Consider the following 15110-nt stretch of genomic DNA (forward strand, 5'->3'; position numbering starts at 1 on the left):
ACGCGACGGAGGCCGCCGGCCCGGTCGCCGCTCCACGGCAGCGGACACTTCCGCGCCCCGGCCGCCCGGCCGCCGCGCGCCCCGTCTCCCTCGCTCAGGCCACCTGGCCACCGTGGAGCGCGGTGTAGGCGCCGCCCCGGCCCAGCAGCTCCTCGTGGGTGCCGATCTCCCGGATCCGGCCGTCGTCCATCACCACGATGCGGTCGGCACCGCGCACCGTGGACAGCCGGTGGGCCACCACGAAGGTGGTACGGCCGCGCAGCAGACGCGTCAGGGCCTGCTGCACCAGCGCCTCCGAACGGGTGTCCAGCGCCGAGGTGGCCTCGTCCAGCACCAGGACCCGTGGATCTCGGATCAGCGCCCGGGCGATGGCCAGGCGCTGACGCTGGCCGCCGGAGAGCCGGGCGCCGCGCTCGCCGACCACGGTGTCCAGGCCGAGCGGCAGCTCGTCGACGAACTCCAGCGCGTTGGCGTCGCGCAGCGCCGCGCGCACCGCCTGCTCGTCGGCCTCGTCCTCCATGCCGTAGGCGACGTTCTCCCGGACCGTGCCGTCGAAGAGGATCGACTCCTGCGGGACCACCGAGACGAACCGCCGGTAGGTGCGCAGGTCCAGGCCGCTCATGTCGGTGCCGTCCAGGAGCAGCCGGCCGGAGGTGGGCCGGATGAACCCTATGACGAGGTTGAGCACCGTGGACTTGCCGGCCCCCGAGGCGCCCACCAGAGCGACGGTCTCGCCCGGCCTCACGTCGAGGGTGAAGTCCGCCACGGCGGGGCGGCCGCCGTCCTCGTAGCCGAAGCCGACCCGGTCGAACACGACCGCGCCGCGGACCGCGGTGACCTCGGCCCGGCCCTCGTTGTCCTCCAGCTCGGGAGCCTGCAGCACCTCGCCGACCGACCGCACCGACTCCAGCCCCTTGGTGACGACCGGCGCCAGACTCGTCAGGGTCGTCGTTGAGTTGGTGAGGGTGGTCAGGAAGGCGCTGAGCATGACGACGTCACCGGCGGAGACACCCCACACGCCGTAGTACGACACCAGCGCGGCGGCGGCCAGCACCGCGACGCCGATCACGTTGAGGACCACCCAGGCCAGCGAGCCGAAACGGCCGTTGACCAGGTCCAGGCGCATCCCGGAGGTGAGCAGCCGGCTCAGGGTGCCGTCGATGCGCCGCAGCGCCTTGCGCTCCAGGCCGTGCGCGCGGGTGACGGGGATGAGCCGCGTCATCTCCGTCACCCGGGAGGACAGGGTCTCCACCTCGTGCCGGAAGTGCTCGTTGTGGGTGCGCAGCCGGGACCGCAGGCGGGCCACCAGCACGGTCGCGCCCGGAACCACCACCAGGAAGACGGGCAGGAACTCCGGGGTGCGGACGCCGATGATCACCAGCCCGCCGGCCAGCACGGTCAGCGCGCCCAGGCCCTGCTCCGCGGTCTGCTGGACCATCTGCTCCACGGTCTCGACGTCGCGTACGACCTTGGCCTGGAGGACACCGGCGCTGACCCGGGAGTGGTAGCCGATCGACAGCTGCTGCATGCGGGTGCAGAGGGCGGAGCGCAGCGTGGTGCCCATGCGGCGGACGCTGCCGTAGAGGAGCCGTACATAGAGCACGTGCAGCGGGTAGTTGACCAGCAGGATCGTCATGATGAACGCCACGGCCGTCCAGAGCCGGGCGACCGGTCCGTGCTGCACCACCGTGTCGACGACCGAAGCGGTGATCAGCGGCAGCAGCCAGATGGGGCTGTGTTTGACGGTGAAGACCAGGACCGCGGCCACCAGGCTGCGGCGGTCGGCGCGCAGCAGGTACAGCAGCGTGCGGACGGGGTGTTCGCCTCGGTAACGGTGGTCGAGCGGCCGTTCCCACGTCGACGCCATCGGTGGTGGTCCTCCCTGCGCGCCCGGCCCCTGACAACCGTTTTCCGCGGGTCACCGTACACACCGCGCGCCCCACGCCGACAGGGGGCCGGCCGGACGGGCGATGCGTGCGGGGGCCGAGTGGGAGAAGGTGGGGGAGAGGGGCGACGGAACGGCGGGCGCCCCGGCGCAGTCGTGATCCACTCCGTCGTCCGGAAAGAGGCAGCCATGACCGGATCAGAGGCCGAGGCCGAACAGCGGATACTCGGCCGCATCACGCAAATGATCAGCGAGGAGAAGGATCTCCGCGAGCGCCTGGCGCAGCAGGAGATCGACGGGACGACCGAGCACGCCCTGCTGGCGCACCTGGAGACCGAACTGGACCAGTGCTGGGACCTGCTCCGGCAGCGCCGGGCCAGGATCGCGGCGGGACAGGACCCCACGGAGGCGACGGTCCGCCCGGCGTCCGAGGTGGAGGGCTATCTGTCCTGACCGCCGCGCGGGCCGGGCCGTGGTCACGGGGCGGAGCGCCCCACGTGTCACGGCCCGGTGCTCGGGGCGGGCGGTCCCGCGACACGGCACCGCCCGCCCGCACCGCGCGTGCACGGATGCGTCGTGCGGGGCTGGACTCTCCGGTCGCCGGCGCCGATCGTGACGGTATGAACGATCACCGCACAGCACCGGCCGGCCGCACGGAGGCCGCCGAGGTCCACCGGTTCAGCGAACGCCTCGGGCTGCCGGGACTGGTCGACGTCCACACGCACTTCATGCCCGAACGCGTCCTGCACAAGGTCTGGAACTACTTCGACACCAGCGGGCCGCTGACCGGCGGGCTGGAGTGGCCGATCGCCTACCGGCGGGAGGAGGCGGAACGCACCGCGCTGCTGCGGGAGTTCGGCGTCCTGGCCTTCACCGCCATGCTCTACCCGCACAAGCCCGGCATGGCAGCGTGGCTGAACGCGTGGGCGGCCGACTTCGCCCGGCGCACCCCGGACTGTCTGCACACCGCGACCCTGTATCCCGAACCGGGCGTGGAGTCGTACGTCCGCGAGGCCGTCGAAGCGGGCGCCCGGGTCTTCAAGGCGCATGTGCAGGTGGGCGCGTACGACCCGGCCGACGAGCTTCTGCGGCCCGCCTGGGGACTGCTGGCCGATGCCGGGATCCCCGTGGTGATCCACTGCGGTTCTGGTCCGGCGCCCGGCAAGCACACCGGCCCCGAGCCGATCGCGCGCGTCCTGGCACGCCATCCGAGGCTGCGGCTGATCGTCGCCCACTTCGGGATGCCCGAGTACGAGGACTTCCTTGGCCTCGCCGAACGGTTCGAGGAGGTGCGGCTGGACACGACGATGGTGTTCACCGACTTCACCGAGGAGTTCATGCCGTTCCCGCGCGCCGCCCTGCCGCGGGTCGCCGCCCTGGGCGACCGTGTCCTGCTCGGCTCCGACTTCCCCAACATCCCCTATCCGTACGCCCATCAGCTGCACGCCCTGGAGCGACTCGACCTCGGCGAGGACTGGCTGCGGGCGGTGTGCCACGACAACGCGGCGCGGCTGTTCGGGCTGTGATCCCGCCGCGCATCGCGTTGATCCTCGTGCGGGCGGAGCCGCCCGTGGCCGGCATCCCGGCTCCCGGCTCCGCGAGCCCGACGCGACCGGGGTCGATCGAGAACAGGTCAGCCGCCGCACGTCCCCGGCCGGCACCGGTGGCGGGCCGCGATCCTGAACGCCGTTTCGCCCGGCCGCCTCGCGACATGACGGTCGGTCAGTGGGCGGCAGCGCTAGGGCAGTTCGACGCTGATCAGGCCGCGCAGCAGTTTGCGCAGGTGGTCCGGCATGTCGATGGCGTCGGGGCTGAGCAGCCACTGGATCTGCAGGCCGTCGATGAACGCGATCAGGTCCGCGGCCAGTCCCGACGCGTCCACGTGCGGCCGCAGCAGGTCGCGACGCACCAGGTCGTCGACGGCCAACTGCATCTGCCGGCGCGTGCGTTCGTACCGTGCCACGAAGTACGGGCGGGCCGGGTGGTCCGCCGCCGTCGCCTCGCCCGACAGCACGGCGAACAGGCTCACGATCAGCGGGTTGGCCTGGTTGTGCGCGACGAGCCGGATCATGCTGGCGAAGTACTCCAGGCCGTCGCGGTTGACCGCGCCCGACCCGAAGAAGTGGGCGTCGTCCTGGCGTTCCCGTTCCTCCAGGACCGCTTCGAGCAGTGACTCCTTCGTCGGGAAGTGGTGGAGCAGGCCCGCGCGCGAGACGTCGCAGGCCGCGGCGAGCTGCACCATGCTCGCGTTGCGGTACCCGACCTGGCCGAACGCGGTGAACGCCGCCTCGATGATCTGGGCGCGCCGGCGCTCCCCCTTGGGGTAGTTCCGTGGGGCCGTCCCCTGCCGCGCGCTCGCCTTTGCCATACGGAGATGTTAATCGCCCTCTAGAAACCATCACCCCTGTCGGTATTCTGTTGTGCGGTCGTCCACCCCGAGAGGAGTCCACCATGTCGACACCGCGGATGTCGGTGCAGCTCTACTCCGTCCGGCACGCTCTGGAAGCCGACGAGGACGCGGCCCTGGGCCGCCTCGCCGCCCTGGGGCTGCGCAACGTCGAGGCCTTCGGCTTTGTGCACCGCGCCGCCGAACTGGCCGACGCGCTCGCCCGGCACGGCCTGTCCGCCCCGACCGGGCACGCCGGCTTCCTCTCCCCGGAGCGCGCCACCGCCGAGGGGGCACCCGCACCCACCCTCGACGAGACCTTCCTGGCCGCCCGGCGGCTGGGCGTGGAGATCCTCTTCGACCCGTTCGTCCCCGCCGCCCGCTGGGCCGACGAGACGGAGATCGCCCGTACCGCCGCGCTGCTCAACGAGGCCGCCAAGCGCGCCGCCGACCACGGGCTGCGCGTCGGCTACCACAACCACTCGCAGGAGTTCGTCCACACCGTCGCCGGTGTCAACGCCTTCGACCGCTTCGCCGACCTGCTGGCACCGGAAGTCGCCCTGGAGATAGACCTGTTCTGGGCCTCGGCCGGCGGCTACGACGTCGTGTCGCTGCTCGGCAGGCTGGGTTCGCGGGTGCGGGCCCTGCACGTGAAGGACGGCCCGGTCATCGACGACCCGTTCACCTCCGGCGCCCCCTTCGACGCCGCCGACACCCGCCAGGTTCCCGCGGGCCGGGGGGAGATCGCGCTCGACGCCTCGCTGGCCGCGGCCCCGGACGCCGAGTACGCGATCATCGAGTTCGACCACTACGACGGTGACATCTTCGAAGGCATCGCGACGGGCGTCGCCTACCTCAACGGGAAGGGCATCGCCTGATGGCCGCACAGCACCCGGTCGGCGTAGGCCTCATCGGCGCCGGCAACATCAGCGACCAGTACCTGACCAACCTCACCCGGTTCCCCGACCTGCGGGTGGCCGTCGTCGGCGACCTCGACACGGGGCGCGCCGAGACCCAGGCCCGCACGTACGGCGTCGAGCAGTGGGGCACCGCCGGGGACGTCCTCGCCCACCCGGACGTCGACATCGTCGTCAACCTGACCGTCCCCGCCGTCCACGCCGAGGTCAGCTCCGCGGCCGTCGACGCGGGCAAGCACGTCTGGTCCGAGAAGCCCATCGCCGTCGAACGGGCCGAGGCCCGCGCCCTGCTCGACCGGGCCGCCGCCGCCGGACTCCGGGTCGGCGTCGCCCCCGACACCGTGCTCGGCCCCGGACTGCAGACCGCGCTGCGGGCCGTCGCCCGCGGCGACATCGGCACCCCGCTGTCCGCGCAGACCGTCATGCAGTACGCCGGACCCGACCTCTGGCACCCCGCCCCCGAGTTCCTGTTCGCCAAGGGCGCCGGCCCCCTCTTCGACATGGGGCCCTACTACATCACCGCCCTGGTCTGCCTGTTCGGTTCGGTCAGCCGGGTCGCCGCGGTCGGCTCCACCGCCCGCACGGTACGGACGGTCAGGAGCGGTGAGCGGGCGGGCGCCGAGTTCGCCGTCGCCGTGCCCACCCACGTCTGCGCGCTCCTCCAGTTCGACGGCGGCGGCGTCGGCCAGAGCGTGTTCAGCTTCGACTCCCCGCTCACCCGCACCGGGTTCGTCGAGATCACCGGCACCGAGGGAACGCTGGTGCTGCCCGACCCCAACACCTTCGCGGGAGAGGTACGGATCACCCGGGTCCAGGAACGTGGCCAGGACCCCGCGTGGGAGACGGTCCCGCCCGTCGGCATCGAGAGCGGACGCGGACTCGGCGTCCTGGACATGGCCCGCGCCATCCGCGGCGACGTCCCGCACATCGCCTCCGGAGACCTCGGCTACCACGTCCTGGACACCATGATCTGCGTGGACGAGTCGGTCACCTCCGGCGAGACGGTCCGGGTCGCCAGCACCGCCGGTGAGATACCGCTCGTCCCCGAGGACCGGGACCCCTTCGGAGCCACCCTGTGAACCGGCCCCTGCGGGCCGGGTTCATCGGCGGCGGCTTCATGGCGGCCGTGCACACGCGAGCCAGCCGGGCCGCCCGCGGCGTGCCCGCCGCCCTCGCCAGTTCGACCCCAGAACGCGGCGAGCGGGCCGCGGAGACACTCGGGGTGGAACGCTCGGAGCCGGACGCCCACCGCCTCACCGAGGCCGGCGACCTCGACGTCGTCCACGTGTGCAGCCCCAACCGCCTGCACGCCGAACACACCCTGGCGGCACTGGCCGCGGGCGCGCACGTCATCTGCGAGAAGCCCCTGGCCACCACCGCGGCCGACGCCGAGCGGCTGGTCCGGGCGGCACGGGAGGCCGGCCGGGTGGCGGCGGTCCCGTTCGTCTACCGCTACCACCCGATGGCCCGTCAGGCCCGCGCCCTGGTCGCGGAGGGCCGGCTCGGCACCGTCCTCACCCTGGACGCCGGCTACCTCCAGGACTGGCTCCTGGACCCCGGCGACACCAACTGGCGCGCCCACCCGGAAGCGGGCGGCGCCTCCCGGGCGTTCGCCGACATCGGCTCGCACCTCTGCGACCTCGTCGAATTCGTCTCGGGACAGCGCATCCACCGCCTGGCCGCCCGCACCAGGACCGTCTTCCCCGAACGCGGCGGCGAACAGGTCACCAACGAGGACACGGCCGCGCTCCTCGTCGAACTCGGCAACGGGGCGCTCGGCACCCTGCTCGTCAGCCAGCTCGCGCCCGGCCGCAAGAACAGCCTCACGCTGGAACTGCACGGCACCCGCCGCAGCGTGCGCTTCGAACAGGAGCGCCCCGAGGAACTGTGGATCGGCGAGCGCGACGGATCGCGGCTGCTGCTCCGCGACCCCGGCGCCGCCGCCCCCGACTCCGCCCGCCTGTCGGTCCTGCCGCCCGGCCACGCCCTCGGCTACCAGGACGCCTTCACGGCGTTCGTCACCGACGTCTACGACGCCGTACGGGACGGCCGACACCCCGAGGGGATGCCGACGTTCGCCGACGGGCTGCGCGCGGCCCGGCTCACCGAGGCCGTGCTGGCCTCCGCCGCCGGACGCGGCACCTGGATCGAGACCGCACCCGCCACGGAGGACCCGGCATGACCGCAGCCACCCACCCCGTCACCCTGTTCACCGGCCAGTGGGCCGACCTGCCCTTGGAGGAGGTGGCCCGCCTCGCCGCGCAGTGGGGCTACGACGGCCTGGAGATCGCCGCCTCGGGCGACCACCTCGACCTGAAGCGCGCAGACGAGGACGACGCCTACGCGGCGTCCCGCCTGGAGATCCTGGACCGGCACGGACTCACCGTCCACGCCATCTCCAACCACCTGGCGGGGCAGGCCGTCTGCGACGCGCCCATCGACTTCCGCCACCAGGCGATCCTGCGCCCGTACGTATGGGGCGACGGAGACGCCGAAGGGGTGCGGCAGCGGGCCGCCGAGGACATGAAGCGCGCCGCCCGGGTGGCCCGCAAGCTGGGCGTCGACACCGTCGTCGGCTTCACCGGGTCCGCCATCTGGCCCTACGTCGCCATGTTCCCGCCGGTGCCGGCCGCCGTCATCGACGCCGGCTACGAGGACTTCGCCGCCCGCTGGAACCCGATCCTCGACGTGCTCGACGCGGAGGGAGTGCGCTTCGCCCACGAGGTGCACCCCGGCGAGATCGCGTACGACTACTGGACCAGCGTCCGCGCCCTGGAGGCGATCGGCCACCGCGAGGCCTTCGGCTTCAACTGGGACCCCAGCCACATGATGTGGCAGAACATCGACCCGGTCGGGTTCATCACCGACTTCAAGGACCGCATCTACCACGTCGACTGCAAGGACACCCGGCTGCGCCCCCGCAACGGCCGCGCCGGCGTCCTCGGCTCCCACCAGCCGTGGGGCGATCCGCGCCGGGGCTGGGACTTCGTCTCGACCGGTCACGGCGACGTCCCCTGGGAGGACGCCTTCCGGGCGCTGGAGTCCATCGGCTACGACGGACCCATCTCCATCGAGTGGGAGGACGCGGGCATGGACCGCCTGCACGGCGCCGCGGAGGCGGTGACCTTCGTCCGCTCCCTGCTCTGGCCCGTTCCGAAGGCGTCGTTCGACGCCGCGTTCAGCAACCAGTAGCGGCATCGGGGGGAGTCCGGCCGCTCATCCGGTTCCCCTCCCGCCGGGCGGGGTGCCCGCAGTTGCACCACCGCAGGACACCCGTGTCGAGGTCGAGCTGGGCCAGGACGGCGGTGCAGAACCGGTCGGGGAGCCACTCGCCCAGCGCCTCGTCGACGGTCCGCACCAGCTCGGGCAGCTCGGCTCCGACCCGGCGCGCGTTGCGGCAGGCCGCCAGGGAGAGGGCGCTGGTGAGCCCGGAGGCGACGTCGTGGCCCATGGAGTCGAGGACGGCGGCGTTCAGCGCCGACTCGGTCAGGGCGTGGTCGAAGGCGTCGCCGCCGAGCTCGTAGGCGGGTTCGAGAACGGCCGTGGAGACCACGCGGGCGTCGCCGATCGTCCGCGGCGGCAGGAACGCGCGGAGCAGCTCGGACGGCAGCCGCATCCGTTCGGTGCGGTTGCGGCGGACGAAGGAGTCCTTGTAGGCGCGCTGGGAGGTGAGCATCATCGCCACCAGCGTGGCCAGCGCCCGGCCGCCGGCCAGTGAGACGGCGGACAGGGCGGGCGTGCGCACGGCGAGGACGCCCAGCCGCTCGGCGCCGTCGATCAGCGGGAACCAGGCGGTCACCGTGTCGCCCCCGGTCGGCTCGACCCGCAGCGACTGCGTGCGGTAGGACCAGCCGGCCGGCGAGTCGTCGATGGGCAGGGCCGGGGTCACGTCGGTGATCGGGATCAGGTGCCGTTGCTGGATGTCGGCGAGATAGGCGACCGCGTGATGCAGCCCGAGTGCCTCGGCGCAGCGGGACAGGGCGGGGGCGAGGTCCGCGGTCCTGCCGACCGCCTCGGCCAGGAACTCCCGCAAGGCGTCGTCACCGGCATCCGACGTCACCACCGGCCCTCGCCTCCTCGTCTCCGTCGGAGCGGCGCCCGCGGTCCCCGGCGTTCAGCAGTCTCACATCCGGTTCGGACGCCCGCACTCCGCGCGGCGCCGGCCAGGGGTTCGCGGAGCGCGTCCCCCGGGGGCCGGGAGGCAGCGGGGGGCACGCACCTTGCACGCGGCCGGGGGTCCCCTCGGCGTCCGGTCGCCCGATCGCCGCCCCAGCGCGAAGACGTGCCACCGCGAAGGAGACCCCCGGCCCGTGCCGGCTCAGCTCAGGCCGAACTTCTGGGCGGCGGCGCCGTTGCAGTCCCAGATCTGGAGCCGGGTGCCGTTGGCGGTGGCGCCGCTGGGCGAGTCGAGGCAGCGTCCGGACTGGGGGTTGAGGAGGGAGCCGTCGGCCTGCTGGACCCATTTCTGGCCGCCGACCCCGTTGCAGTCCCACAGCTCCACCTTGGTGCCGGCCGCGGTGCCGTTCCCGATGACGTCCAGGCAACGCCCCAGCGTCCGCAGTGAGTTGTCGGAGCCGTGGTACCAGTGCTGGTCGACCGCGTACGACTGGCAGCCCCAGAGCTGGACGGCGGACCCGTTGCCGCCGCTGTCATCGGCGGCGACGTCCACGCACGTTCCGCCGGGACCCTTGACCGGCCCTCCGCCGTTCACCGAGAACTTCTGGGCGGCGGCGCCGTTGCAGTCCCAGATCTGGAGCCGGGTGCCGTTGGCGGTGGCGCCGCTGGGCGAGTCGAGGCAGCGTCCGGACTGGGGGTTGAGGAGGGAGCCGTCGGCCTGCTGGACCCACTTCTGGCCGCCGACCCCGTCGCAGTCCCAGAGTTCGAGCTTGGCCCCGCCCGCGGTGCCGTTGTTCTCGATGTCCAGGCAGCGGCCCAGCGTGGAGAGCGAGCCGTCGGGGTTGTGCGTCCAGTGCTGGTCCTCGGCGTACGTCTGGCAGTCCCACAGCTGTACGGCCGCGCCGTTGACGCCGGTGTCGTCCGCGGCGACGTCCACGCACGTGCCGCCGGGGCCGGTGATCGTGCCCTGCGGGCCGTTGGGCACGTCCGTCTGTCCGCTGTAGCCGACGGAGACGATGTTTGCCTGGACGGCGTTCTCGGCGGCGTCGGTGGGATAGCCGGAGACCATCACGCCCTCGAAGAAGGTGCCCCGGTTCCAGTTGCTGTTGTCGCCGCCGATGCCCAGGATGATGCCGCCCTCTTGGTGCATGGGCTGGTAGCCGCCCCGGGTCGGCAGCGCCCCGTCCCACCACGTGGTCAGCGCGCCGGTCTGGGAGTTCCCGCCCTTGAGCGCGTACCGGGTCTGCCCGTTGTTCTTCAGGACGGCGGTGACGAAGGTGCTTTTGTTGCCCTGGTTGGCGGTGTTGGAGCCGTTGTCGCCCTGGAACATGCCGTTCTCCAGGTCGGCCTCGACCCAGGGCCCGGTTCCGGTGCACGGGGCGAAGTAGCAGGTGGTGGCGATGGAGACGGCGTCCATGTGCCCGTTGCCGGTGTCGGCCGGGGTCCTCTCCGCGTTGCCGTAGTCGAAGCAGCAGGCGGAGCCCACGTGGGTGCCGCTGGCCACCATGTACGCGCCCTCGGCCTGGCCGTTCACGGCGACTCCGGAGGCGACTCCGGTGTAGCGGTAGCCGACGCCGGGCGAGATCCAGACGCCGTACACCTTGTGACCGCCCGCGGTGACGGCGATCTCCGAGGCGTCGGCGCCCCGGTCGTCGCCCATGCCGGCGGTGCCGGCCGGTCCGGGCGTCAGGTCGTTGTGGCGGCCGCTCTGGTCGTAGATCTTCGTGATCCGGCAGCCTCCGCTGTTCGCGCAGAAGGCGTCCTGGGCCCCCGCGTCCGCGTACCCGCCCTGCTGCCCGATGTCGGTGGCGGCGCCGTCGGAGACGCGGGTGACCCGGTAGAGCGGGCCGGTGTAGGAGGAGAGCAGGGCGCGGGTCACGCTGTGCGCGGCGACGCACGGGGTGCCGGCCGCGGCGTAGATGTCGCAGGGCAGCGAGCCCGCGGCCTGGGACGCGGACGGCAGCCCGAGCAGCAGCCCGAGAGCGAGCCCGAGGACGCCCAGCACGGCGACGGCCCGCGACCGCAGCGGGCGGGGTCCGGGGCGTAATCTTGGTGAGTTCATGACATTCCAGGCGGGCAGGGCAGTACGCATGGCACATCCCTTCGGGGCCGGGGTGGGGGAGGGGTCCGTCGGCTCGGCCCGGAACCTACGCACCCTGTTCGACCGCGTCAACATTTGTTTCCTTTTTGGTTCGTACCAAGTCCGAGAGCGTGGGCTGCTGTGGGGGTATGGGGGAATCGGGGGCGCCCCCGACGCTCCCGGCCGCCCCGTCCGGAAGCCGTTCATTGCGGGAGCACAGTTCACGCGTGTGAACCAGTCGTCCCGGGGCAGCAGGTTCTCGTGCGAGATGTTCGCACCTGTCACACAATTCGCTTCAGCGAAACAGCTGAGCGCGCGGCGACAGGGAACGGAGACCAGGAAAGGGGGCGGCGGCGTGGCCGGAGTCGTGACCGACGAACTCTCCGAACTGCCCCGGCAGGTCCGGGACGAACTCGCCCGCAGGATGCGCCGGAACGAGCGGGCCTTCCGCAGCGGTGACGTCCAGGTCGTGGAACGCCCGCTGCTGCGGCGCGCGGTCGGCGCGTCGGCGCTCGGCAACTGCATGGAGTGGTTCGACTTCGGCGTCTACAGCTACCTGGCCGCCACCATCGGCAAGGTCTTCTTCCCGGGTGCCTCGCCCGGTGCCCAGGTCGTCTCCTCCTTCGCCACCTTCGCCGCCGCCTTCGTCGTACGGCCCCTCGGCGGACTCTTCTTCGGACCGCTCGGCGACCGCGTCGGCCGGCAGAAGGTGCTCGCCACCACCATGATCATGATGGCGCTCGGCACCTTCGCCATCGGGCTCATCCCGAGCTTCGCCACGATCGGCATCGCCGCGCCGATCCTGCTCCTGCTCGCCCGGATGGTGCAGGGCTTCTCCACCGGCGGCGAGTACGGCGGCGCGACCACCTTCGTCGCCGAGTACTCACCGGACCGGCGCCGCGGCTTTCTGTCCAGCTGGCTCGACTTCGGCACCTTCGTCGGCTACGCGCTCGGCTCGGCCCTGGTGACCGTGCTGAACCTGCTGCTCACCGACGCCCAGATGCTCAGCTGGGGCTGGCGCCTGCCGTTCCTGATCGCCGGTCCGCTGGGCGTGATCGGCCTCTACATGCGGCTCAAGCTGGAGGAGTCGCCGGCCTTCCAGCAGCAACTGGACGATCACGAGAAGAGCCTCGCGCAGGCCTCGGCGGGCGGTGAACTCAAGAACGTCGTCACCCGCTACTGGCGCCCGCTCCTCATCTGCATGGGCCTGGTGCTGCTGTACAACGTCACCAACTACATGGTCACCGGGTTCCTGCCGACCTACCAGACGGAGACGTTGCACCGGTCCAGCGGGTCCGCCGACGTGCTGGTGCTGATCGGCATGGTCTGGATCGTCCTGCTGATCACCTTCATCGGCCGGCTCAGCGACCGGGTGGGACGCCGTCCCGTCTACGGGGTCTCCGCGGCCGCCATGATCCTGCTCGCGGTGCCGTCCTTCGAGCTGATCAAGAGGGACGGGACCTGGCCGCCGGTCGTCGGCGTACTGGTCCTCTCCACCCTGCTGGCCTGTTTCGCCGCTCCCAGCGCCGCCACCCTGCCGGCCCTCTTCCCGACGGCCGTGCGGTACGCCGCGATGGGCATCGGCTTCAACATCGCGGTCGCCGCGTTCGGCGGCACCACGCCCCTGGTCACCGAGGCACTGGTGAACGTCACCGGCGACGACCTGATGCCCGCGTACTACCTGATGCTGGCCGGCGCGATCGGTCTGGTCACCGTACGGTTCCTGCCGGAGACCGCGCAGGTCCCGCTCAGCGGATCCCGCCCGATGGTGGGTTCGCGCGCGGAACAGCGCGAGCTGATCACCACCTCCAGGGAGCTGTACGTCGCCTGCCTGCGGGAGTCCAGCGGACCGCACCCGGTGTCCTCGCCCCGCCCGCACCGGCACTGACGCGGGCCGGTCAACCGACGCGGTCGAGCCGGGACGGGGATCCGGTGGTCTGACTGCCCTCGTCACCGAGCCGGAGCGCGTCGGCTCCGTCCGCGGTCAGGATGTAGACGTTGCCCGGTGCGCAGACCCCGCCGGTCGAGGGGTCCGTGGGCGTGCTGGTGACCGCCTGGAAGACCATGGACGTGGCACGCGTCTCCTGGAGGAGCAGCGTCTCGGTGCAGCCGATGTCCCGGCCGGTGCCCGCCTGGGTCACATGGCTGACCTGCCGGCCGACGCGCTCGCCCCGCCGCGCCGTGTGCAGGGTGACCGTCACGGACACGGTCGTCGTACGGAACGCCGTGACGCCGTCGGCCGACGGGTTGCCCGGTCCGGTGCCCTTCCAGGTACCGACCCAGGAGGCGGGCAGCGCGTCCGTCGATGACGCGGACGCGGAGCGCGTCGCCGGCGGCGTCGTGCGCTCCGAGGCCCGGCCGTCGCCGGCGCCGCTCGCCCAGACGGCCACGGCGACGGCCACCGCGGCGGCGAGCGCGCCGCCGGCCAGCACCGCGGTCCGGGTCCGGGCCGACGTACGCGGGGCCACGGGCGGTGCGCCGGGCGCGAACGACGGGCCGGAGGGCAGCGCGGGCGGCGGCCCGAACCCCTGCGTCGGAGTCGGCGGCACGGGCGTGCGCACGGTCGCGACGGCAGCCGGGCCCGCGAGCAGGCTTCCCAGCTCGGACTCGCGCGCGGCGAGGTCCGCGGCCAGTCCCGTCGGCAGGACGGCGGCCCACGCCGGGGCACCGGTCCCGAGCCGCTCCAGCAGCTGCGCCGCCGTGGGACGGGACCGCGGAGCCTTGTCCAGGCAGGCCGCCAGGACCGGCGCCAGCGACGGCGGTACGTCGTCGAGACGGGCCTCCTCGTGCACGATCCGGTAGAGCAGCTGGGCCGCGGACGGCTCCTCCCCGCGGAACAGGAAGGGCCCCTGGCCGGTCGCCGCGTACACCAGGACGGCGGCCAGTGCGAAGACGTCACCGGGTTCCGCCGCGGCTCCGCCCGTGATCTGTTCGGGGGCCATGTAGCCGGGCGAGCCGATGACACCGCCCGTGCGGGTGTGCCGGGTGTCGTCGGCGGCGCGGGCGATGCCGAAGTCGATGAGCAGCGGACGGCGGCCGGCGAGCAGCACGTTGGACGGCTTCACGTCCCGGTGCGCGAGTCCCGCCCGGTGCACCGCCTGGAGCCCTTCGGCGAGTTCCGCTCCGAGGGCCCGGACGGCGGCCTCGGGCAGCGGACCGTGCCGGACCACCCAGTCGGCGAGGGTGGGCGCCGCCACGTACTCGGTGGCGAGCCACTGCGGCCGCTGTCCCGGCGGGCTGAAGTCCAGGACCGAGACCGTCCACGGCGACCGGACCCGGTCACTGCTGGCCGTCTCCCGCGCGAACCGCTCCTCGAACCCCGGGTCCAGGCCGAACTCGCCGCGCACGGTCTTGAGCGCCAGCGGCCGGCCGGAGGGCGTGCGGGAGAGGAAGACCTGCCCCATCCCTCCGTCGCCGATCCGGGCCAGCAGCGGGTAGCCGCCGACGGCCGGCGGATCCGTGGGATCGAGACTTCTCATGAACGTCTCCGGGGCGTTGAGCGCGTCACCGCCCCGGCGGACCGCCCCATGTCCGGCGGAGCCCCCCCTCGGCATCCGCGCGGACGTGGCCTGCGGTGATTATTCATATCAGTTGGTGTGCTTCGGGTGTACACGACCGTGGCCCGGGGCGGCCGGGGGGGGGGGGCCCCGGGGCCGGCGGGGGTGCCCGGGGGGGGGCGGGGGCCCCCCCCCCGGGAGCGGCTGTGCTGCAAAGTTCTCCCCGCGG

General features: G+C 72.8%; 12 protein-coding genes. 7 read left to right on the forward strand and 5 right to left on the reverse strand.

Going from position 1 to position 15110, the window contains the following annotated elements:
- Nucleotides 1-94 precede the first annotated feature (94 nt).
- Entirely contained in the window at nucleotides 95-1867 is a 1773-nt protein-coding gene (locus tag ACIRQ9_RS39280; RefSeq protein ID WP_404185258.1) for an ABC transporter ATP-binding protein, read from the reverse strand.
- Nucleotides 1868-2074: 207 nt separating this feature from the next.
- Here ACIRQ9_RS39280 and ACIRQ9_RS39285 point away from each other — a divergent pair, with 207 nt between their 5' ends.
- Nucleotides 2075-2338 carry a DUF2630 family protein gene (locus tag ACIRQ9_RS39285; protein ID WP_404185262.1) on the forward strand — a complete coding sequence of 88 codons (264 nt, stop codon included), beginning with the start codon at nucleotides 2075-2077 and terminating at the stop codon, nucleotides 2336-2338.
- 167 nt (nucleotides 2339-2505) lie between these two features.
- Nucleotides 2506-3411, forward strand: coding sequence for an amidohydrolase family protein (locus ACIRQ9_RS39290; RefSeq protein WP_404185265.1), 906 nt, complete (start codon nucleotides 2506-2508; stop codon nucleotides 3409-3411).
- A 212-nt stretch (nucleotides 3412-3623) separates the two neighbouring features.
- On the opposite strand, the gene ACIRQ9_RS39295 is transcribed toward ACIRQ9_RS39290, so the two are convergent.
- Nucleotides 3624-4253 carry a TetR/AcrR family transcriptional regulator gene (locus ACIRQ9_RS39295; RefSeq protein ID WP_404185268.1) on the reverse strand — a complete coding sequence of 210 codons (630 nt, stop codon included), beginning with the start codon at nucleotides 4251-4253 and terminating at the stop codon, nucleotides 3624-3626.
- Nucleotides 4254-4336: 83 nt separating this feature from the next.
- On the opposite strand from ACIRQ9_RS39295, the gene ACIRQ9_RS39300 reads away from it, so the two are divergent.
- Genes ACIRQ9_RS39300 through ACIRQ9_RS39315 form a run of 4 tightly spaced genes read left to right on the forward strand, consistent with a single transcriptional unit; the run spans nucleotide 4337 to nucleotide 8380 of the window.
- On the forward strand, nucleotides 4337-5149 hold the full coding sequence (locus tag ACIRQ9_RS39300) for a sugar phosphate isomerase/epimerase family protein (RefSeq protein ID WP_404185271.1): 813 nt from the start codon (nucleotides 4337-4339) through the stop codon (nucleotides 5147-5149).
- On the forward strand, nucleotides 5149-6267 hold the full coding sequence (locus ACIRQ9_RS39305) for a Gfo/Idh/MocA family protein (protein WP_404185274.1): 1119 nt from the start codon (nucleotides 5149-5151) through the stop codon (nucleotides 6265-6267). Before ACIRQ9_RS39300 ends, ACIRQ9_RS39305 begins: the two co-directional genes overlap by 1 nt.
- Nucleotides 6264-7370 (forward strand): Gfo/Idh/MocA family protein, encoded by a 1107-nt coding sequence (locus tag ACIRQ9_RS39310; protein WP_404185277.1) that lies wholly within the window; start codon nucleotides 6264-6266, stop codon nucleotides 7368-7370. The genes ACIRQ9_RS39305 and ACIRQ9_RS39310 overlap by 4 nt, the downstream gene beginning before the upstream one ends.
- Nucleotides 7367-8380: a sugar phosphate isomerase/epimerase family protein gene (locus ACIRQ9_RS39315; RefSeq protein ID WP_404185280.1), complete on the forward strand. Its 1014-nt coding sequence runs from the start codon at nucleotides 7367-7369 to the stop codon at nucleotides 8378-8380. The genes ACIRQ9_RS39310 and ACIRQ9_RS39315 overlap by 4 nt, the downstream gene beginning before the upstream one ends.
- On the opposite strand, the gene ACIRQ9_RS39320 is transcribed toward ACIRQ9_RS39315, so the two are convergent.
- Both ACIRQ9_RS39320 and ACIRQ9_RS39325 read right to left on the reverse strand, forming a co-directional pair.
- On the reverse strand, nucleotides 8367-9251 hold the full coding sequence (locus tag ACIRQ9_RS39320; protein ID WP_404185283.1) for a PP2C family protein-serine/threonine phosphatase: 885 nt from the start codon (nucleotides 9249-9251) through the stop codon (nucleotides 8367-8369). The genes ACIRQ9_RS39315 and ACIRQ9_RS39320 overlap by 14 nt on opposite strands.
- A gap of 255 nt (nucleotides 9252-9506) precedes the next feature.
- Nucleotides 9507-11396 (reverse strand): arabinofuranosidase catalytic domain-containing protein, encoded by a 1890-nt coding sequence (locus tag ACIRQ9_RS39325; RefSeq protein WP_404185286.1) that lies wholly within the window; start codon nucleotides 11394-11396, stop codon nucleotides 9507-9509.
- Between the two features lie 256 nt (nucleotides 11397-11652).
- Here ACIRQ9_RS39325 and ACIRQ9_RS39330 point away from each other — a divergent pair, with 256 nt between their 5' ends.
- Nucleotides 11653-13272, forward strand: coding sequence for an MFS transporter (locus ACIRQ9_RS39330; RefSeq protein ID WP_404185289.1), 1620 nt, complete (start codon nucleotides 11653-11655; stop codon nucleotides 13270-13272).
- A gap of 10 nt (nucleotides 13273-13282) precedes the next feature.
- Here ACIRQ9_RS39330 and ACIRQ9_RS39335 read toward each other — a convergent pair whose 3' ends face one another.
- Entirely contained in the window at nucleotides 13283-14863 is a 1581-nt protein-coding gene (locus ACIRQ9_RS39335; RefSeq protein ID WP_404185292.1) for a protein kinase, read from the reverse strand.
- Nucleotides 14864-15110 lie beyond the last annotated feature (247 nt).

This window comes from Streptomyces sp. NPDC101237, assembly GCF_044767465.1.
GTDB lineage: Bacteria > Actinomycetota > Actinomycetes > Streptomycetales > Streptomycetaceae > Streptomyces > Streptomyces gramineus.

What these genes read in the sequence shown, in the direction of transcription:
- ACIRQ9_RS39315 (WP_404185280.1), top strand. Translation starts at nt 7,367, where the DNA reads ATGACCGCAGCCACCCACCCCGTCACCCTGTTCACCGGCCAGTGGGCC.
- ACIRQ9_RS39330 (WP_404185289.1), top strand. Translation starts at nt 11,653, where the DNA reads ATGTTCGCACCTGTCACACAATTCGCTTCAGCGAAACAGCTGAGCGCG.
- ACIRQ9_RS39280 (WP_404185258.1), bottom strand. Translation starts at nt 1,867, where the DNA reads ATGGCGTCGACGTGGGAACGGCCGCTCGACCACCGTTACCGAGGCGAA.
- ACIRQ9_RS39285 (WP_404185262.1), top strand. Translation starts at nt 2,075, where the DNA reads ATGACCGGATCAGAGGCCGAGGCCGAACAGCGGATACTCGGCCGCATC.
- ACIRQ9_RS39335 (WP_404185292.1), bottom strand. Translation starts at nt 14,863, where the DNA reads ATGAGAAGTCTCGATCCCACGGATCCGCCGGCCGTCGGCGGCTACCCG.
- ACIRQ9_RS39295 (WP_404185268.1), bottom strand. Translation starts at nt 4,253, where the DNA reads ATGGCAAAGGCGAGCGCGCGGCAGGGGACGGCCCCACGGAACTACCCC.
- ACIRQ9_RS39305 (WP_404185274.1), top strand. Translation starts at nt 5,149, where the DNA reads ATGGCCGCACAGCACCCGGTCGGCGTAGGCCTCATCGGCGCCGGCAAC.
- ACIRQ9_RS39290 (WP_404185265.1), top strand. Translation starts at nt 2,506, where the DNA reads ATGAACGATCACCGCACAGCACCGGCCGGCCGCACGGAGGCCGCCGAG.
- ACIRQ9_RS39300 (WP_404185271.1), top strand. Translation starts at nt 4,337, where the DNA reads ATGTCGACACCGCGGATGTCGGTGCAGCTCTACTCCGTCCGGCACGCT.
- ACIRQ9_RS39325 (WP_404185286.1), bottom strand. Translation starts at nt 11,396, where the DNA reads ATGCGTACTGCCCTGCCCGCCTGGAATGTCATGAACTCACCAAGATTA.